The sequence below is a fragment of the Paracoccaceae bacterium genome (assembly GCA_012103375.1).
Lineage (GTDB): Bacteria > Pseudomonadota > Alphaproteobacteria > Rhodobacterales > Rhodobacteraceae > WLWX01.
Map to the genome: position 1 here is coordinate 3150392 of WLWX01000001.1, position 17567 is coordinate 3167958.

The following is a 17567-nucleotide window of genomic DNA, read 5'->3' on the forward strand; positions in this document are numbered from 1 at the left end:
GCGTTGTTGAGCGAGAGGCGGCCGCGCGCCGTTTTCTTTCACGTTGGCACTGTTGCTGGCACCAACTTCGCCAGTTTCCGGAGGTTTTGAGCTGTTGCTGCGAGTTGGAACTGTTCGGTTGCGCCTTTGGGTCCTCGAAGCCGCATCATCTGCACGCCGATGTATCGTTTCAGGTGGGCAAAGAGCATTTCAACCTTCCGCCTTTGGATGAACGACGTCATGTAGATTGTGTTGAAAAACTCCGAAATCAGAGCGTCGCGGATTTCTTGCGAAAACCTATGAAGCGAAATAGTCGGAAAGCTTTGACCACGAGACAGCGCATGGCTGCGCGTGAGCGCATGTAGGCGATTTGGGCCGACCCCCGCGCCAAAAATTTAGGATCGGGCTGCATGGAAAGAAAAATCATCGTTCAGGCCCTAAAACGGAGTTTTTCAACACAATCATGTAGGCATCTGTTTTTCGGATATCGCGAGCGACGTCTCGGGCGGCTTCGTGAACGGACCGCATAAGGCGTCTGCCGTCGTCCTTCGGACAGCATTGCGACTTCAGAGGGCATGCGTCGCAATCGTGCTTTGAGGCTCGGTATCTGATGAACCCGTCTTTGCTGCCATTGGGCTTTCGCGGTTTTGAGAAGTTCCGCCGATATGTTTGCAAGGCTTTGCCGGTCGGGCAAGTATAGCTGTCGGTCGCCGGGTCGTAGACAAAGTCTTCGCGTGAGAATGTGCCGTCAGTTCGTTTTGACTTATCCCAGACCGGAATGTGGGGTTCGATTTGACGTTCGTCCACAAGCCAGCCCAACATCTCGGCTGATCCGTAACCCGTATCACCCACAAGCTTGTCAGGTTTGATGCCAAACCGCTCATGTACACGATCGATCATCTCCCTTGCTGCCCGCGCCTCTGCAGGCCGGATCGGAGCCGTCGGCTCGACGTCCACGATGACTGCATTATCCAAATCGACCATATAGTTAGTGGAATAGGCAAAGTAGGCGGCTCCCCCGTCAGCCCCAGTCCAACGCGCTGCTGGATCAGCCGGTGAGATGTATTTGGGGACGACCTTGGTCGCAGCACCGAAGGCCACATCATCCAGCGTCTCGAGATATTCGTCGACGGCACGGGACGTCAGATCTGCTGGCAGTCCGTCTTTGCTTTCAACGCCGCGCGTCTGGTTTGCATTCGCGGGGATCAGACTGGCATCAACACCAAAGCTGTGGCCGCCAACCAGCCCCTCATCCATGCAGCGCTGCAAAACGACCTCGAACAAATGTCGGAACAAACCGCTCTCGCGGAAACGGCCATGCCGGTTCTTAGAGAATGTCGAATGGTCGGGCACTGGATCAGCCAAATCAAGCTTACAAAACCAACGATACGCCAGATTGACATGAACCTCTTCGCAAAGCCGTCGCTCGGAACGGATGCCCTGACAATAGCCCAACAACAGCATGCGGATCATCAGTTCAGGATCAATCGAAGGGCGGCCATTGGCACTGTAGTATGAAGCGAGCAAGGGGCGCACACCTGTCAGATCAAGGAAGCGATCAATTCCCCGGACGGGATGATCCTTCGGCACAAAACTCTCGATCGAGAACTCATAGAACAGCGCGCCTTGCGCAACTTGCCTTGGACCCATCATCGCCGAACCCTCCACCCTCAAAACAAGTGAATCAGAGCGTGCGCGGCCAATCAACGGACTTTTTCAACAGTATCTTCGCGGCCATACCATTGGGAACTGGGGGCGCATTAGCGAGTACTGCAATGGATAGACTGACTGAAATGGAAGCCTTTGCGACGGTTGTGGACCAAGGTGGGTTCACAGATGCCGCGCGAAAAATGGGGATCTCCAAATCTGCCGTGTCCAAACACGTTTCTTCGCTTGAAGCGCGCCTTGGCGCACGGCTGCTGAACCGCACCACCCGCCGGGTTTCGCCGACCGAGATCGGGCTGGTGTACTATGACCGTGCCCGCCGGGTGCTGAATGACGCGGGCGAAGCGGATTCGCTGGTCACGGCGATGCAATCGGCCCCGTCCGGGCTGCTGCGCATTTCGGTCGCAACCGACTTTGGAGCCAACCACCTCAGCCCGGTGATCGGAGAGTTCTTGCAGTCCTATCCCGACATCACCGTCAACATGGTGCTGAACAACCGGTACGTCGAGTTGATCTCGGAAGGGTTCGACATGGCCGTCCGGATCGGAGAATTGGAAGATTCGACGCTGCGCGCGCGAAAGCTGACCGAAACGACGCGACGGATGATTGCCGCGCCGAGTTATTTTGAGGCGTATGGCCGCCCCAAGAAAATTGACGATCTGAACGAACACAAGCTGCTGCATTATTCCAATCAGGCCAATGCCGCCGTGTGGAAACTGACCGCGCCATCGGGTGAGAAACGTCAGGTGCGCACCGCCGGGTGGCTGACGGTCAATGACGGGCAATCGCTTCTGAATGCTGCCATTTCGGGCCTTGGGATCGCCTATCTGCCGTCTTTCCTGTACGAGGATGCCATGGCCGAAGGCCTGGTCGAAGAGGCGATTCCCGATCTTCCCATCGAAACGCAGGGTATCTATGCGGTCTATCCGCCGGGCCGGTTCACCCAGCCCAAGGTCCGCGCTTTCATCGACTTCCTGGTCGGCGCATTTTCGGAACAGAAATCCGTGGCCGCCTGAGCGGGCGAGCGGAATTCAAACCTAATACGCCATCGCCCCCTGGATGAGCGGCAACAGGGCTGACGCGATCACGCCGACGACCGCGCCAATTCCCAATCGCACTGGCAGTGCGCCAAGTTTCGGCCCGGCTGCGCCCAAAAGGCCGCATACGATGGCGTAAAAGCCCATAGTGATCGGTTCCATGTTGCGACGATACCATGCGACCGGGATTTGTGAAGCCTGCGGCATCATCAACAATGTGCAATTGCACCTGACTTTGGCGGGTGATCGGCGGCAAAATGACTGTCCGCTTGGAAACCGCCGCCCAAGATGCCACGATACGGGGGCAAATGGTTCTCGAACACGCTCAAAAAAATGCGCGGTGCAGTCGAACTGGTGCGGCCGGGGGATGCCTCCGGGACGGATTGGTGATCGAGGATTTTTGGGAGAATCGACTAACACCGCGTCGCCGAAGGGAGGCGACCATGACGACCCATCCGCTGAAACTGGCCCTGGCGGGCCTGCTGCTGACCTGTGCCGCGCCGCTTTGGGCGGCTGATATTGCCCTGGTCATTGGCAACGAAAACTATGAAGAAATCCGCGATTTGCGGCGTGGCGACAATGTCGTGTCGGCCGCTTCGGCACTGGACCGGGCCGGGATTGATGTGGTTGGCGCGCGAAATGCGGATCTGTCCGAGATGCAGTCCTCTGTCGCCCAGTTTGTTCAGATGGCGCCCAACGCGGATGGGTTGATCGTTGTTCTGTCGGGGCGGTTCATGCATTCCGCGACCGATACCTATCTGCTGCCTGTCGATTCCGACCGGCCCGGCATTGCGCGCCTCAGCTTCAATGCGCTGCCGCTGTCCACGGTTCTGGCGGTCCTGTCGGCCAGCCCGGAACGCGCCGTTCTGGTGCTGGTTGGGGATGGGGAATCCGATCAATATGGCGCGTATCTGCGGGCTGGAATCGGCCAGCCAACGATCCCCGAAGGCGTCACGATCGTCAGCGCGAACACCCGCGAAGGCGCTGGATTCATGCGCGATGTATTGGCCGAACCCGGCGCGTCGATTCCGGATGCTGTCGTGGCGACACGCGGTATGCGGGCGGCGGGATACTTACCCGACAACTATGCGTTTCTGACGCCCGAAGCGGTCGTGGATGAAGCCGAGGTCGGCTATTGGGAGCTGGTTCAGGAACTGGACACGCTCAATGCCTATCGCCGGTATCTGGAACGCTATCCCAACGGGGCGCATGCGGATGAGGCACGCCAACGCGTCGAGTCTTACACGGATGAGCCGAACCGGCGCGCGCGTCTGGCCGAAGAAGCGCTGAACCTGACGCGGGAAAACCGTCAGCAGATCCAGCGGGCGCTGACGATCCTCGATTTTCGTCCGCGCGGGATCGACGGGATTTTCGGCCCCGGAACGCGGGGCGCGATTTCGCGCTGGCAGGACGCGAATAACCTGCGCGTCACAAGCTATCTGAATGTCGCGCAAATCAACCGGCTGCTTCAGCAGGGCCAGGCGCGGGCCGAGGAACAGGCCGCTGAAGCCGAAGCGCGCCGGCTGGAGCTTGAACGCCAGGACCGCGATTATTGGAGCCGCACCGGCCTCAACGGGGGCGAGGAAAATTTCCGCGCCTATCTGCAACGCTATCCTGACGGGCTCTATGCCGAGATTGCCAATGCACGCCTTGCGGCAATTGATGAACGCAAGCGAAACCGGGCCGAGCGGCGTGACCGGCGGGCCTGGGAACAGGCGCAGGAGTTGAATTCGCTGCAGGGCTATCGGGTGTACCTGAGCGCTTTTCCAAACGGCGTCTTTGCCGACGAAGCGCGGGCGCGGATTGCGGTGTACGAAGAAGAAGCCGCCAATGCCGCCATTCTGGAGCGCGCGCGGGCCGAGGAAGAATCGCTTGGTCTGAACCGCGTCACCCGGCAGTTGGTCGAACGTCGCCTGAACGTGCTGGGGTTAAAGCCGGGCCGGGTGGACGGCGAATTCAATGATCGCACACGGCGGGCGATTCGCCGGTTCCAGGACCGTCGAAATCTCGAGGTGACGGGTTATCTGAACGAAGCGACGATGGTGCGTCTGCTGGCGGGGGGCATAATCTCGCTGTTCGAATAGGGTGGATGGAACGGCCCCGGCCTGACGGGGCGGGGCCGGTGTGCCGGTTTATGATCGGGTACGCCGGAAAACTGGGCGTATTGCGCAGCGCCGTCCGGACACGAAGACGCCCGCCGCGGAAGACCGTGGCGGGCGTCTTCGTTCAAACAGGACAGCCAGCGGCCGCCCGAAACGGGTTTAACCCTGACGGGCCTTGAACCGTTTCTGCGTCTTGTTGATCACATAGACGCGGCCCTTGCGGCGCACGATCTGGCAATCGCGGTGCCGGTTCTTCAGCGAACGCAGCGAGTTTCTGACTTTCATCGCGTCTTTCCTTCGTATCGTCGGGGCCACCCGCGCGGGCGGCAAAAACGTCATGGTGGGCGATACTGGGATCGAACCAGTGACCCCTTCGATGTCAACGAAGTGCTCTACCGCTGAGCTAATCACCCATGTCCCCCGGAAACCCGGCCTGCCCGAAAAGAACAGGGCGCGAGGGAGGCCCCCGCGCCGGTCGAGAGGTCTATAAAAGGATGGCGGGGCCGGTTCAAGGGGTTTTGAGTGCAATGATGCCACCATATGTTAGAGTGAGGCGACGAATGTTGGAGCTGGTATGCCCAAGCCTGCCTATACCCTGACGTTGCCGCAGGACCGCACTACGGCGGTTGTGTTTGCCTCGCCCCATTCCGGGCGCGACTATCCGGCGCGGTTTTTGCGCCGCTCGGTCCTGCCGACACGGTTGCTGCGCAGTTCCGAGGATGCCTTTGTTGACCTGCTGTTTGGCGCAGCCCCGCGTTTGGGTGCGCCGCTGCTGGCGGCGCTGGCACCGCGCGCCTGGGTCGATCTGAACCGGGCCGAGGATGAGCTGGACCCCGCGTTGATCGAAGGGATGGCGCGGGGCGCGCCGAACCCGCGCGTGAACTCGGGCCTTGGGGTGGTGCCGCGGGTGGTGGCCAGCGGGCGCGCGATCTATTCGGGCAAGCTGAATCGGGCCGAGGCCGAGGCGCGTATCGCCGATGTCTGGCACCCCTATCACGCCGCGTTGCAGGGGCTGCTGGATGAAAGCCTGGCACAATTCGGTCAAGCGATCCTGATTGACTGCCACTCGATGCCGCATGAGGCGATCGAAGCGGCGTGCGGTGCGCATCGGGACCGCCCTGACGTTGTCTTGGGCGACAGGTTCGGGGCCGCATCAGACGGCGCCATCGTCGAGCGGATCGAGGCGGCGTTTTCGGCCGCCGGGCTGAAGGTTGCCAGAAACGCGCCATTTGCGGGGGCCTTCATCACCCAGAAATACGGCAGACCGCGCGCCGGGCAGCATGCGGTCCAGATCGAGATTGATCGCAGCCTTTATATGCACGAAGCGCGGGTCGAGCCGAACGCGCGGTTCGACGATATGCGACGGTTGGTCAGCGGAGTGGTCGCCGAGATCTGCGCAATAGGTCGCGCCGAGGTTGCAGTCGCCGCCGAATAACCAGCCAAATTGTTGCACATTTCACAACATTGGGGCGGAATCGCGCCATAGAATCCTCATTTTCCGGGTTTAATCGCACCGGGCGCTGCTATTGCAGGGCCATCCATCTTGTTGCGTTGCCGGAGTTGTTGGTTGCCTACTTATACAGTCCGATTTTATGACCAGAATCCCGGTGGCGGCAATTTCACGAACACTGTCGGTGGGATTAGCACCTATAACGGACCCGCTGTTGCGACGGGGATCGCGGTCATCGACGATGCCGACATTGGTGCGGGCGCCTATGTTCTGACAGATGACAACGGCAGCGGGGTTTTTGACGAGTCGGGAACCACAGGCAATGTCACGGTTGATGGTGACACGTCCTTTGGCGGCGCTGTCCAAAACGAAAGAACCTGGACGGTGCAGGACACCGTCACCCTGGAAATTTTCGAAGTTGTCATGCTGCGTGTCATTGGGGGCGACGCGGCTGGTCGCTATACCTTGTCAGAAGTGCCGCTGGTGGTTGGCCGTGATTACGAGACTCTGGCCCATGACGGCAATCCGGGAAACAACCCCGGCGACGCAAACTTTTCTTTCGCCGACTACGATGCATCCGTCAACGATGTGGATGTCGTGTCGGGGGATGGCACCGACAACACGATAGATGTCGACTATACCGGAGATCCGGAAGGCGACATGGTCGACAGTTCGCCGGCACCGACCGCCTTGAACCTGTCGTGGATCGATGATTTTGGCGGTGACGGGGACAATCTTGAAGGTGCCAACGCAGCCGTAGACGTCGGCGGCATCGAAGTCACGGTGACGATTACTGACGACGGCGGATTGGATGTCGCCGAAGTCGATGACGATGACAATTCTCAATACGTTGCGGGCGGTGAGCCTTTTGACCCCGATTCGTCGCTGTTTCTGGACGGTGGTGCCGGGTCAACGCAAACCGCAACCACGACGATAGAGTTCGCGTCCGTCACCGGCTCGGGCTTCGAAGATATGGTCCAGAACGTCACGTTCCGGCTGAACGACGTCGATATCGGCAGCTGGACGGATATCATCCGGGTGCGCGCTTACGACGAAAACGGCAATGAAATCGAAGTGGTCCTGACCGCTGATGGCGACGACACAATCGGTGCTGGTGCGGATTCAAACCAGGTCACCGGCGTCGGTTCGGACAATCCTGACGAAATCGGCGGGTCCGTTCTTGTCGAAATTGCCGGACCAGTGGCACGTATTGAAATCGACTATGACAATTCGGCCGCAAATTCCCAGCAATGGGCCTGGGTCACCGACATTCATTTCGAAGCCGTGGCCGAAGGGTCCTGGGATGACATTGTCAAAGCGGGCGATGGCGATGACACGATTGATGCCGGACATGGGTCCGACACGGTCTTTGGCGAAGGCGGCGACGACACGATTTATGTCGGTAGCGGAGACATCGCCGTTGGTGACTATTCAGCCGGTGACGGCGTCGGCGGCAACAACAACGACGGTGACGATACTTTCATAATCAACCCCGACCAGCTGATCGGTGGCGGCGGGGCCATTGCGATTCACGGCGGCGAAGCCGACGACGATAGCGACTATGACATCCTCGACTTCAACGGACAGCTGGTCCTGGGTTCGATCGTCTACACCGAAACGGACGATGCGGCGGGCGGGCTTAGCGGGTACGGCGAATTGCTGGATGGCACAATCGTCACCTTCACCGGCATCGAGGAAATCATCTGTTTCGCTCGCGGTACCAACATCCTGACGGACAGGGGCGAGGTTGCCATAGAAGACCTTCAGCCCGGACAGATGGTTGCCACGCTGGATCATGGGATGCAGCCGCTGCGCTGGATCGGATCTCGCGTGGTTTTGGCCGAAACTCGGCTTGCCCCGATTGTGATGCGCGCCGGGGTGCTTGGGAATACCCGTGATTTGCGGGTGTCGCCGCAACACAGGATGCTGATTCGCGGGGCACAGGCGCAATTGTTGTTTGGCGAGGATGAGGTTCTGGTCGCCGCCAAACATCTGACGAACTGGGATGGTGTGTTTGCTGAAACCGGTGGCGAGGTCGAGTATTTCCACATGCTGTTCGACAGCCACCAGATCGTTTTCGCCGATGGCGCAGAATCCGAGAGCTTTCATCCCGGGACTGTCGGAATGGGGGCGCTGGAACAGGCGGCCCGCGACGAAGTGCTGGACCTGTTCCCGGAACTGGCCGCTGATCTGGGAGCTTATGGGTCGACGGCGCGCATGTGCCTGAAACAGTACGAAGCGCGACTGCTGGTTCACTGAGTGGGCTTGCCGGCTTGGGGGGGCAGCCCCCCAAGACCCCCCGGAGTTTTTTTGGCGAAAAGACGACGGTTGACGTCGGTCAGCGGTGGGGTTGGCCGCATCTGCGCGATTTGTCGTGAAACACGGTCACGCGCATCTATAGCGGTTCGCGTTTTACTTGAGACATCGCATATCAGAAATCGCGTTCTAAATCAGCAACTTGCCGATTGAGAGGCGGAGAACTCTGATTCAGGTTAAACGCGAACTGCTTTAACGCAGCGCGCGGCCTTTCACGATTGCATCCTTTCCGAAACGGGCCCTGATTGCGTCAGCGGCCCGTTCGGCCTGCGCCCGCTGACCGGCCTGGGGGTCCAGCAGGTCGCCCGAGATGTCAGCCTCGGTCGCGCTGACCAGATCGCTGAGCCCGACACCGATCAACCTGTAGGGGCCTTCTTCGCCGACCCGATCGAACAGGTGCCGCGCCGTGCGATATATTCGGTCCGCAACCTGGGTGGCGTCGCCCAGGCTGGTGCGGCGGGTCAGCGATGTGTGGTTGGCGCGCTTCAGTTTCAGCGTCACGATCCGCCCGGCCTTGTCCTTCGCCTTGGCGCGGTCGGCGATCTTTTCGGACAGTCGCCAGATGTGGCCATCGAGGATGTCCGGGTTCGCGGTATCCTCGAAGAAGGTCGTTTCGTTCGAGATGCCCTTGACCGGCGCATTGGCCGACACGCGGCGGCGATCTTCGCCCCGTGCGAGGTGCCAGAGGCGGTCGCCCATTGCCCCGAACCGCGCGCCGAGGTCCTTACGCTCCCACCGTCTTAGGTCGGCGAAGGTGCGGATGCCGACGCGCTCTAGGTTGGCCTGCGCGGCGGGACCGATGCCCCAGATCATGCGGACTGGTTTTTGGGTCAGGAAGTCGTGGGTTTCGCCTTTGCCGATGATCGAAAATCCGCGCGGTTTATCAAGGTCACTGGCGACCTTGGCCAGAAACTTGTTGTGGGAAAGGCCGATGGATCCGCCAAGGCCCAACTCGTCCTGCATCCGGTTCACCAGCCGCGCCAGCATCACGGCAGGCGGCGCGCCGTGCAGTTTTTCGGTCCCGCTGAGGTCCATGAACGCTTCGTCAAGGCTGAGCGGTTCGACGACGGGCGTCAATTCGTCCATCATCGCGCGGATCGCCTTGGAGGCTTCGACATAAGCGCTCATCCGGCCTTTGACGACCGTCGCTTCGGGGCAAAGCTTCAGCGCCTGGAACATCGGCATGGCCGAACGCACGCCCTTGATCCGGGCGATGTAGCAAGCCGTGGTGACGACGCCGCGCCGTCCGCCACCGACGATGACGGGTTTGTCGCGCAAACTGGGGTCGTCGCGCTTTTCGACCGAAGCATAGAATGCGTCGCAGTCCATATGGGCGATGGTCAGACTGAACAGTTCCGGGTGCGAAAGGATGCGCGGGCTGCGGCAGCTGGGGCAGCGGGCGGCCTGATCGAAAGGGGTCAGGCAATCTCGACAAAGGCTCGGCATGGGGACCAGTTTACCGAATATCGCGCGGCGCGCCCAGAGGGCGGCGTGTGGTTGGTGACATGCAAATGATCGGGTCAATGATCGGGTCGCGCTTTCGCATTTTGCGATATTTCGCTAGGCTGCTGGCCGGATGAAAGGCTTTGCGATGGAACAGAAAATCGAATGCCATACACCGAACCAGGACCGCCCGGGCACGACGCGGATTGCGAAGTGGAAATATGATCTGCTGCGCAGCGCAATTTTGGCGACTTTGGACGGGTCTGGCGACGATGGTCTGACCTTGGCTGAACTGAAGGACGCGGTGCGTGACAGGATCGATCCTGAAGACCGAAATCGCCTTGGATCGCTTGGCTGGCACCTGACAACCGTCAAGCTGAACATGGAGGTTTCGGGCGAAATCGGGCGTGTCAAAAACAGCGCACCGCAACGGGTGGTTTTGGGCTAACCCTTTAAATTCGCTCGCTCATACCCCATGTGAATGCCGATAGTTTTGGGAGAATTGCATGAACATCGAAGACATCCTGTTGAATTTCCTTGGCCAGAACATCGTTCTGTTGCTGCTGGCCGCGCTGATCATCATCAGCGTTCTGCTGGGCGTGCGAATCCTGCTGGGCGTGCGAATCGTGCCGCAGTCGATGAAATTCGTCGTGGAACGCTTCGGGCGATTGCGCAGCGTGCTTGGGCCGGGGATCAACTTTATCGTCCCGTTTCTGGACCGGGTTGCGCATAAAATCTCGATTCTCGAGCGTCAGTTGCCGACACACAGTCAGGATGCCATCACTGCCGACAACGTGTTGGTACAGGTGGAAACCAGCGTGTTTTACCGCATTATCGAGCCGGAAAAGACGGTGTATCGCATTCGCGACGTGGATGCGGCGATTGCCACGACTGTCGCCGGGATTGTGCGGGCTGAGATCGGCAAGATGGAGCTGGACGAGGTTCAGTCGAACCGCGCACAGTTGATCGTGCAGATCAAGTCTCTGGTTGAGGATGCCGTCGACGACTGGGGGATTGAGGTGACGCGCGCCGAAATCCTTGACGTCAATCTGGATCAGGCGACGCGTGATGCGATGCTTCAGCAGTTGAATGCGGAACGTGAACGGCGTGCTGCAGTGACCCGGGCCGAAGGTGAAAAGCGTGCGGTGGAACTGAATGCGGACGCCGAGCTTTACGCCGCCGAACAGGCCGCCAAGGCGCGGCGGGTTCAGTCCGACGCGGAAGCCTATGCAACCGGCGTTGTGGCGGCCGCCATTCAGGCCAACGGACTGGAAGCGGCGCAGTATCAGGTGGCGCTGAAACAGGTCGAGGCGCTGGCCGCATTGGGTGACGGTGAGGGTAAGCAGACTGTTGTCATCCCCTCGGCCGCGATCGATGCCTTTGGCGATGCGTTCAAACTGCTGCGGGGGAACAAATGATCTGGGCAACCTGGTGGACCTGGGGCGCGGTGGCGCTGGGGCTGGCAATTCTGGAAGTTCTGATGCCGACGCAGATTTTCCTGGGTTTCGCGATTGGGGCGGCGCTTGTCGGTGGGGCCTTCGCGATTGATTGGCCGCTGGCCGCCTTCATGGCGAATTCGCTTCCGTGGACACTGGTGATTTTCGCGGCGTGTTCCCTGGTATCCTGGCTGGTTCTGCGGCGGTTTTTTCGGCTGCGTACGGGCAGCGTGAAAGTCTGGGAAAGCGACATTAACGACTGACGGACAGGTCGCCTCGGGCGGTTCGCACCCGCCGGTATTTGGCAGCACCACCACCATCGTCAGGATCAGACTGTCGCGGCATTCCCGCGCGCCCGCAAGCCGCGCGGGATCGGTCGAACGGTTGCCGCCCGCAGACTCTGCTTTTAGGGTCCGCCCGGGGCGCACAATCGAACAGGCGAATAATGGCAGGCATCAATGGCAGGGCGACGCGGGATCTGGACGATCTGTTCTGTCGGCTGGCGGATCCCGTTGCTGCAACCGAAAAGGTGTCGGATGCCGATATTCCCGAGCTGGCGAAGATGGCGTCATCGCATAATGTTTCGACGATCCTGTATCGAAAGATAGGCGGTGCGCGTCTGGCAGCGCTGGCACCCGAGTTGGTGGCCGAGGTCGAAGGGCTGACGGCCATGACGCTGCGCCTGGAATCGCTGCTTCCGGGATTGCGCGCTGCCTTTTCCAGCCGCGGGGTTGACCCGATAATCGTCAAAGGACCGGTCTTTGCCGAACGCCTTTATCCCGACCCGGCTGATCGCCCTTTCACCGACATTGATATTGTAGCCAGCCCAGACGACTTTGATGCAATTGGCGAAATCCTGACCGATCTTGGTCTGTATCAGCATGTGAAGGATCGGTTCGACCGGTCCGAGGCCAATCAGGAACAGAAATGGATCAGCGATGCAGACCCAAATCTTCTGATCGAGTTGCATGGCGATCTGGTTCATTATCCGGGCCTGCGCCGACGGGTGCGGCTTGGTCATGGCGAACTGATGTCGCTTGGGCCCGGGTCTGCGACGGCCCTGTTTCTGACGGCAGTGGCGCATGGGGCGCTTGGGCATAAATTTCACACTCAGCGCCTGCGCTGGCAGGCTGGCTGGATTCGGGAAATCGGATCGTTGCGGCGGTGTTTCCTGCACCGACGCGGCGCCGCGTCCAACGCTCCCTTAGGTACGACCGGCCAGGATCAATCTGGTCCACTGCCGGTATCCTCAGGCGGAATGCGCCAGATGCCGAGGTTCACTTTGTCCCGGTCCCCGGGCACGAGGGCGCGACTACGAACTTGCTGGAAAGGCTTAAGCCGGATCTGATCATTTCTTCGATCTGGATGCGGAAGTTTCCGGCCAGCCATCTTTCACTGGCGCGCCTTGGTGGCGTCAATATTCACCCGGCACTGCTGCCGCTGTATCGCGGTCCGGACCCGATCAACGGCATGATCATGGCTGGCGATATCGAAAAAGCCGGGGGTGCCACGCTGCACCTGATGAGCGAGGTTTTCGATGATGGCCCGATCATCGCAAAGATTCCGCTGCCGCTGCCGTTGTGGCGTGACCAGCCGACGATGCGGGTGGCGATGGGCAGCGCGATGTATCAACTGGTTCGCGATGATCTTTCCGGTTGGCTGTCAGGGGCAGTGACGCCGCACCACCAGCCGCCTGGCCATTGGCACAGCAAACACGACACCCTGACTGATCTGAGGTCCGATTGGCCCGCCGAGCGGTTGTTGGCAATCTCTCGCCTGTTGCTGGCCGGTTCTCGTCGGCGTCGGACGCTGAAGACACCGACGGGCGAATTCGCGCTTCCGCAGATCCTGCGGCGCATGGGCCCGCCGACCGGCGCCACTGCAAACCGGCTGAGGTTTGATTGCGCCGATGCGCGGATTGAGGCGACCGGGCGCAATTTGGCCGCCATCGCGCTTCAGCAGCACCGCAACAAATTGGCGCTTAGGCGCAGTGATCCGTTGACCGGGCTGCGATCCATCCAAGCCGGATCAGATTGAGCGGTGCGGCGTCGCCTTGGCCAGCGTCGCACCAAACACCTTTGCCGCGGATGCCAGGCCATCGGCGCCTTCGGGAACCAGCAACTCATAGGCCGGAACCGTTCGGATCAACTCGGTCAGGCGATCAAGTGCGGCAAGGTCGCGGGCTCCAAGCCCCTGCGCGCTGTGGCGCACATTGTCCGACACCAGCCGCGCCAATGCCTCGGCAGGCGGAATCTCACGCGCCTCGGCATCAGGGCCTGCCCCGCGCGCCAATGAGAATACCGCCCCGACGGGACGGCGGACATGGGGCGAGATTGGCATGTGATCGGCGAGCTTTGCGAGGGGCACCGAACGTTCCTCACGTCTGGACCAATCCGCCAGACCATCAAGCCAGGGCAGCATCGCGACGGTCTTGCGGTGCACATTCGGATCGCGGGCCAACCCCCAGACGGACAATCCGCCGCCGCCTTCGGTGCCTGACAGGACGGCGGCATCGTCGTTGGCCATCGCGTGCCCGGCGTGCGCCAATGACAGAGTTGTCGTCGTCTTGCCGGTGCCGCTGGGCGCGAAGATCAACCTATAGGTCTTGCCTGCAAGATCCGCCAGGCAGGCGGCATGAACCAGCGTTTGCCCGGTCAGCGCGATGGCTGAATCCAGCACATGCATCGACATATTGAAGCTGTCGGACATGCGCGCCTGGTCGATCAGCACGATCTCGGCCGTTCCGGACGCCTCATCCACTTTTAGCGAGACTAGGCCGGGTTGAATGAACCAGGTCACTGAACCGGCATTGTAAACGGCCACCGGTTTGCCATCTTCGCCAAAACCATCGTGCAGCAGATCTGCGCCCGCGTCCGGGGCCATCGGCGCACCGCGCCTAAGCGTCAGGGTCATCGCGACAGAAGCTTGCGTTGCCGGATCGTGCGGCTGCAACATGCCGTCATAGACGGCGGCGGCCCAATCGGGCGGACCACACACATCGAGTGTTGCGTTAACCAGATCAAATCGGGCACGGACAGGCAATCGTTCGGGGGCGGTCATGCAGGTGTGGGCCTCGGGAATTCCATCAGGTCGGTCATGCCGTCCTCACGGTCGCTGATCACCGGCGTGTCATTCAGACAGACCCAGCAATGGGCATCCAGCTTTTCAGTGGCAAGCGATTTTTCGACCAATGCGAATTTGAGCACCGGATCAAACCCTGCCTTGCGCAGGTACTTGAAACCCAGCAGCCCGCCACGCATGCAACGGCGATGCCGCATCAGGATCGGGTGTTTGACCGAACGGCGCACCCGGCGGACGATGAAGTCAGCGCTGACACCGTTCCAGCGCGGGTCAGGTGCAACATCGGCCCAAGCCAGCGCAACGCTCAGGTCCGTGTCGCCGATCTGATAGGGCAGTTTGCGCGCGTCCAGCCAGATGTCCCATCCCAACGCGATGCGGCGCGCGAAGGGCAATTGACCGGATCCCTCAGGCACCTGCGCCGACGACAACGCCGTCCTTGGCCAGCGGTGCAATCATCTCGATCAGATCCGGGATCAGGATGTCCGGCGTAACCTCAAAATCATCCGTCATCCGGGTGGCGATGTCAGACAGGCTTGACGTTCCATCCAGTCGACCAAGAAAATCCATCGCCGTTTCGTTGCAGGTGTAAATCTCGCCCGTTGTCGTCATCAGAACGACGCCCGTTTCGCCGACCGCGCGCATCGTGGCACTTGGCGAAAGGCTGAGAACCGAGGTTTCGGCGATCTGGGTCATTGCGGGTCTCCTTGTCGGCGGGAACTTATCCAAGCCCCTTGCGTCTGGCCAGTCACAAACGCACCCAATATGGTTGGCGTTCAATCAAAGGTTTCGGATCGGGATGCTGTGACGCTGAATACGGGAATTGAAGGCTTGCTGGGCCCCGGTTGCCGGCTGAGCGACCATCGCACCAGGCGCGCGCTGGATCGCGATGCGCTGTTGGCGCGGTCGCAAGCCTGTGCAGCCGGATTGCTGCAAAACGGCTGCCAGCGCGGTGATCGGGTTGTGATCGCAGTGGCTGATCCGCTGGCCGTGATCGTCGCGCTGTTTGCCTGTTGGCGGGCCGGTTTGATTGCGGTGCTGGTCAATCCCGCGATTGTCGCGGCTGAGCGGCACCGCGTGACCGCGGCGACTGGCGCGGCCCTTTGGCTGGATACCGACGATGATCTGGGCGGCACTTCAGCCGCAACAATGGAGCCACTTGAACCGCACGATCCGGCGTTGATCCTGATGACATCGGGAACCACCGGCGTGCCGAAGGGTATCACGCTGACGCTTAGCGCGCTGTTTGCGCGGGTTCACAGCAATGGCTCGCAAATCGGCGCGCCGACGTTAGCGCGTACATTGTCCGTCCTGCCTGTGTTTTTCGGGCACGGGCTGATCGGGACAATCATGACGCCACTGGCGGCGGGCGGTCATGTCATCTTGTGGCCGACGCCCGCGCTTGGCGAAGTGGCGCAATTGGGCGACGTTCTGGATCAGACACAGGCCGGGTTCCTCAGCGCGGTTCCGAGTTTCTGGAGGATGGCACTGCGCCTGTCCCAGCCGCCCGGAACGGCGCTGAAACAGGTACACGTCGGTTCGGAAGTGCTGAGTGCGGAACTTTGGCAGGGTATCGCGGACTGGTCCGGAACGCGCAACGTTCTGAACATGTACGGGTTGACCAAAACCGCAAACTGGGTTGGCGGCGCGGGTCTGGATCAGGCGGCCGGGAAAACCGGCTTCGTTGGCCGCCCCTGGCTGGGGGATATGGCCGTTCTTGATGAGGCTGGAGTGATCCACGTATCCGGTACAGGAGAGGTTCTGTTGCGCAGCGACGCCTGCATGGCTGGCATCTGGGGCGATCCGAATGCGACCGAGGCCGCCTTTTTCGATGGCTGGCTTCGCACCTGTGACCTGGGGGAATTGGACGACGCGGGTCTGACGCTGAAAGGGCGGTTGAAGTCGCTGATCAACCGGGGCGGCGTCAAAATTCTGGCCGAAGAGATCGAGCAGATGCTGGAGCGCCACCCCGATGTGATCGAAGCTGCAGCCTTTGCCTTGCCCGATCCGGTGTCAGGCGAAGCGGTCGGCGCCGCCGTCGTCATGCGCAAGGATGCGGACCTGCCCGCGGATGCGCTGCGCGATTGGTGTCGCGGCGAAGTCCGGGCCGAGGCCGTTCCGTCACGGATTGCCATTCTCGATACGCTTGTGCGAAATGATCGTGGTAAACTCATGCGGGATGCGACGCGCGATCTGGTTCTGGACACCGGATAGTTGGGTCAGCGGCCCTGCTGGCTTCGAAAGCAACAGACTGACCGATGAGCTGGATAAACAAACCCCGTGACCTGCACTTTGATCAGGCGCTGCAGACCGACAGGTTCGAGTTGCGCCCGCTCAGCCTGTGGCAGGCCTGGCGGCTTGGTGCAAACAACTGGCTGGACGATCCCGAACTGGCAAGCGCGATCACGGCGGCGCCTTTGCGGGGGTCGCAATGGCGATTGTTTCGGCGGATGGCAAAGCCAAACGGGCGAACGCGGTTCACATACGGGATATTCCCGCATGGCTCGGACCACGCGATCGGGGTCGAATCGGTGCAGCTGCGCAATTATCGGACTGCCCATCTGGCGGTCTTGATTCATAATCGTGACTGGTGGGGCAAAGGCGTGGTGGTCGAAGTGCGCGGACGCGTTATTCCTCATCTATTCGAAAGTGATCGTGTGGGGCGCATTCAGGGCCAGGTTGAGGGACGGAATTTCGCGTCGATCTTCAACTATCGCAAACTTGGTTTCGACCATGTCGGAACCTTCCACCAATGTATCTGGAGCACGGCTGAAGGCGCCCCGGCCGATCATCTGCTGTTCGAGATGATGGAAGACAATTGGCACAAGCGGGGCGCGGCATGAGCGTCGACGCCGCGCAAGCCCTGGTGGCCGGGGCGCTGGGCCGCGATGGTGTCGCGCCGACCGATGGAATTGCCACGCTGGCCGAGTGGGACAGCCTGGGCCATATGCACATCGTTCTGGCGATCGAGGCTGCGCGCGGGCAGCAGCTTTCGCCCGAACAGATCGTCTCGATCGGGACTGTGTCGGATGTGGCGGCCTGCCTTGATGAGTGATTTCCG

Annotated in this window: 19 protein-coding genes, 1 tRNA gene and 1 pseudogene; 13 read left to right on the plus strand and 8 right to left on the minus strand. The window is 60.7% G+C overall.

Features of this window, described 5'->3' with window-relative positions; translation table 11 throughout:
• Positions 1–38: 38 nt before the first annotated feature.
• A pseudogene (locus GKR99_16070) lies at positions 39–203 on the minus strand (IS5/IS1182 family transposase).
• Between GKR99_16070 and GKR99_16075 the strand changes: the two are divergent.
• A complete protein-coding gene (locus tag GKR99_16075; protein NKB28977.1) occupies positions 204–344 on the plus strand; it encodes a hypothetical protein in 141 nt (46 codons plus the stop codon). It begins immediately after the preceding pseudogene.
• 58 nt (positions 345–402) lie between these two features.
• Here the strand turns inward: GKR99_16075 and GKR99_16080 are convergent, their stop codons facing one another.
• A complete protein-coding gene (locus GKR99_16080) occupies positions 403–1632 on the minus strand; it encodes a transposase (protein NKB28978.1) in 1230 nt (409 codons plus the stop codon).
• Positions 1633–1754: 122 nt separating this feature from the next.
• Between GKR99_16080 and GKR99_16085 the strand changes: the two genes are divergently transcribed.
• Together GKR99_16085 and GKR99_16090 are read left to right on the plus strand one after the other, a co-directional pair.
• A complete protein-coding gene (locus GKR99_16085; protein ID NKB28979.1) occupies positions 1755–2660 on the plus strand; it encodes a LysR family transcriptional regulator in 906 nt (301 codons plus the stop codon).
• 278 nt (positions 2661–2938) lie between these two features.
• Entirely contained in the window at positions 2939–4765 is a 1827-nt protein-coding gene (locus tag GKR99_16090; GenBank protein ID NKB28980.1) for a peptidoglycan-binding protein, read from the plus strand.
• A gap of 177 nt (positions 4766–4942) precedes the next feature.
• On the opposite strand, the gene rpmJ is transcribed toward GKR99_16090, so the two are convergent.
• Both rpmJ and GKR99_16100 read right to left on the minus strand, forming a co-directional pair.
• Positions 4943–5122, minus strand: a complete 180-nt coding sequence (gene rpmJ, locus GKR99_16095) for a 50S ribosomal protein L36 (protein NKB28981.1) — start codon at positions 5120–5122, stop codon at positions 4943–4945.
• Positions 5122–5196 (minus strand) — tRNA-Val (locus GKR99_16100). Before GKR99_16100 ends, rpmJ begins: the two co-directional genes overlap by 1 nt.
• Before the next feature lie 161 nt (positions 5197–5357).
• Here GKR99_16100 and GKR99_16105 point away from each other — a divergent pair.
• The gene (locus tag GKR99_16105; protein ID NKB28982.1) at positions 5358–6218 is read left to right on the plus strand and encodes an N-formylglutamate amidohydrolase; all 861 of its coding nucleotides are present in this window, start codon (positions 5358–5360) and stop codon (positions 6216–6218) included.
• Between the two features lie 132 nt (positions 6219–6350).
• Complete coding sequence (locus GKR99_16110; GenBank protein NKB28983.1) at positions 6351–8492, plus strand: hypothetical protein; 2142 nt, start codon at positions 6351–6353, stop codon at positions 8490–8492.
• A gap of 249 nt (positions 8493–8741) precedes the next feature.
• Here GKR99_16110 and GKR99_16115 read toward each other — a convergent pair whose 3' ends face one another.
• Positions 8742–9995, minus strand: a complete 1254-nt coding sequence (locus tag GKR99_16115) for a DNA polymerase IV (protein ID NKB28984.1) — start codon at positions 9993–9995, stop codon at positions 8742–8744.
• Between the two features lie 145 nt (positions 9996–10140).
• Between GKR99_16115 and GKR99_16120 the strand changes: the two genes are divergently transcribed.
• The 5 genes from GKR99_16120 to GKR99_16140 all read left to right on the plus strand — a co-directional run bounded on the left by GKR99_16120 (position 10141) and on the right by GKR99_16140 (position 13465).
• On the plus strand, positions 10141–10440 hold the full coding sequence (locus GKR99_16120; protein ID NKB28985.1) for a hypothetical protein: 300 nt from the start codon (positions 10141–10143) through the stop codon (positions 10438–10440).
• Positions 10441–10498: 58 nt separating this feature from the next.
• Entirely contained in the window at positions 10499–11410 is a 912-nt protein-coding gene (locus GKR99_16125) for an SPFH/Band 7/PHB domain protein (protein ID NKB28986.1), read from the plus strand.
• Positions 11407–11691 carry a hypothetical protein gene (locus tag GKR99_16130; GenBank protein ID NKB28987.1) on the plus strand — a complete coding sequence of 95 codons (285 nt, stop codon included), beginning with the start codon at positions 11407–11409 and terminating at the stop codon, positions 11689–11691. Before GKR99_16125 ends, GKR99_16130 begins: the two co-directional genes overlap by 4 nt.
• A gap of 182 nt (positions 11692–11873) precedes the next feature.
• The gene (locus GKR99_16135; protein NKB28988.1) at positions 11874–12776 is read left to right on the plus strand and encodes a hypothetical protein; all 903 of its coding nucleotides are present in this window, start codon (positions 11874–11876) and stop codon (positions 12774–12776) included.
• Complete coding sequence (locus tag GKR99_16140) at positions 12530–13465, plus strand: hypothetical protein (protein ID NKB28989.1); 936 nt, start codon at positions 12530–12532, stop codon at positions 13463–13465. The genes GKR99_16135 and GKR99_16140 overlap by 247 nt, the downstream gene beginning before the upstream one ends.
• On the opposite strand, the gene GKR99_16145 is transcribed toward GKR99_16140, so the two are convergent.
• Genes GKR99_16145 through GKR99_16155 form a run of 3 tightly spaced genes read right to left on the minus strand, consistent with a single transcriptional unit; the run spans position 13457 to position 15202 of the window.
• Positions 13457–14488, minus strand: a complete 1032-nt coding sequence (locus GKR99_16145; protein ID NKB28990.1) for a hypothetical protein — start codon at positions 14486–14488, stop codon at positions 13457–13459. The genes GKR99_16140 and GKR99_16145 overlap by 9 nt on opposite strands.
• Positions 14485–14961: a hypothetical protein gene (locus tag GKR99_16150; GenBank protein ID NKB28991.1), complete on the minus strand. Its 477-nt coding sequence runs from the start codon at positions 14959–14961 to the stop codon at positions 14485–14487. The genes GKR99_16145 and GKR99_16150 overlap by 4 nt, the downstream gene beginning before the upstream one ends.
• Positions 14915–15202, minus strand: coding sequence for a PqqD family peptide modification chaperone (locus GKR99_16155; protein NKB28992.1), 288 nt, complete (start codon positions 15200–15202; stop codon positions 14915–14917). The genes GKR99_16150 and GKR99_16155 overlap by 47 nt, the downstream gene beginning before the upstream one ends.
• A gap of 69 nt (positions 15203–15271) precedes the next feature.
• Here GKR99_16155 and GKR99_16160 point away from each other — a divergent pair, with 69 nt between their 5' ends.
• The 3 genes from GKR99_16160 to GKR99_16170 are packed head-to-tail and all read left to right on the plus strand — an operon-like array spanning position 15272 to position 17561.
• The gene (locus tag GKR99_16160) at positions 15272–16720 is read left to right on the plus strand and encodes an AMP-binding protein (protein ID NKB28993.1); all 1449 of its coding nucleotides are present in this window, start codon (positions 15272–15274) and stop codon (positions 16718–16720) included.
• 44 nt (positions 16721–16764) lie between these two features.
• On the plus strand, positions 16765–17349 hold the full coding sequence (locus tag GKR99_16165) for a GNAT family N-acetyltransferase (protein ID NKB28994.1): 585 nt from the start codon (positions 16765–16767) through the stop codon (positions 17347–17349).
• Positions 17346–17561, plus strand: coding sequence for a hypothetical protein (locus GKR99_16170; protein NKB28995.1), 216 nt, complete (start codon positions 17346–17348; stop codon positions 17559–17561). Before GKR99_16165 ends, GKR99_16170 begins: the two co-directional genes overlap by 4 nt.
• Positions 17562–17567 lie beyond the last annotated feature (6 nt).

Bases quoted from the DNA above. Each gene is read 5' to 3' on its own strand.
- GKR99_16125 (NKB28986.1), top strand. From the start codon at position 10,499: ATGAACATCGAAGACATCCTGTTGAATTTCCTTGGCCAGAACATCGTT.
- rpmJ (NKB28981.1), bottom strand. From the start codon at position 5,122: ATGACGTTTTTGCCGCCCGCGCGGGTGGCCCCGACGATACGAAGGAAA.
- GKR99_16105 (NKB28982.1), top strand. From the start codon at position 5,358: ATGCCCAAGCCTGCCTATACCCTGACGTTGCCGCAGGACCGCACTACG.
- GKR99_16080 (NKB28978.1), bottom strand. From the start codon at position 1,632: ATGATGGGTCCAAGGCAAGTTGCGCAAGGCGCGCTGTTCTATGAGTTC.
- GKR99_16135 (NKB28988.1), top strand. From the start codon at position 11,874: ATGGCAGGCATCAATGGCAGGGCGACGCGGGATCTGGACGATCTGTTC.
- GKR99_16085 (NKB28979.1), top strand. From the start codon at position 1,755: ATGGATAGACTGACTGAAATGGAAGCCTTTGCGACGGTTGTGGACCAA.
- GKR99_16170 (NKB28995.1), top strand. From the start codon at position 17,346: ATGAGCGTCGACGCCGCGCAAGCCCTGGTGGCCGGGGCGCTGGGCCGC.
- GKR99_16090 (NKB28980.1), top strand. From the start codon at position 2,939: ATGACTGTCCGCTTGGAAACCGCCGCCCAAGATGCCACGATACGGGGG.
- GKR99_16115 (NKB28984.1), bottom strand. From the start codon at position 9,995: ATGCCGAGCCTTTGTCGAGATTGCCTGACCCCTTTCGATCAGGCCGCC.
- GKR99_16120 (NKB28985.1), top strand. From the start codon at position 10,141: ATGGAACAGAAAATCGAATGCCATACACCGAACCAGGACCGCCCGGGC.
- GKR99_16165 (NKB28994.1), top strand. From the start codon at position 16,765: ATGAGCTGGATAAACAAACCCCGTGACCTGCACTTTGATCAGGCGCTG.
- GKR99_16130 (NKB28987.1), top strand. From the start codon at position 11,407: ATGATCTGGGCAACCTGGTGGACCTGGGGCGCGGTGGCGCTGGGGCTG.
- GKR99_16160 (NKB28993.1), top strand. From the start codon at position 15,272: ATGGTTGGCGTTCAATCAAAGGTTTCGGATCGGGATGCTGTGACGCTG.
- GKR99_16145 (NKB28990.1), bottom strand. From the start codon at position 14,488: ATGACCGCCCCCGAACGATTGCCTGTCCGTGCCCGATTTGATCTGGTT.
- GKR99_16155 (NKB28992.1), bottom strand. From the start codon at position 15,202: ATGACCCAGATCGCCGAAACCTCGGTTCTCAGCCTTTCGCCAAGTGCC.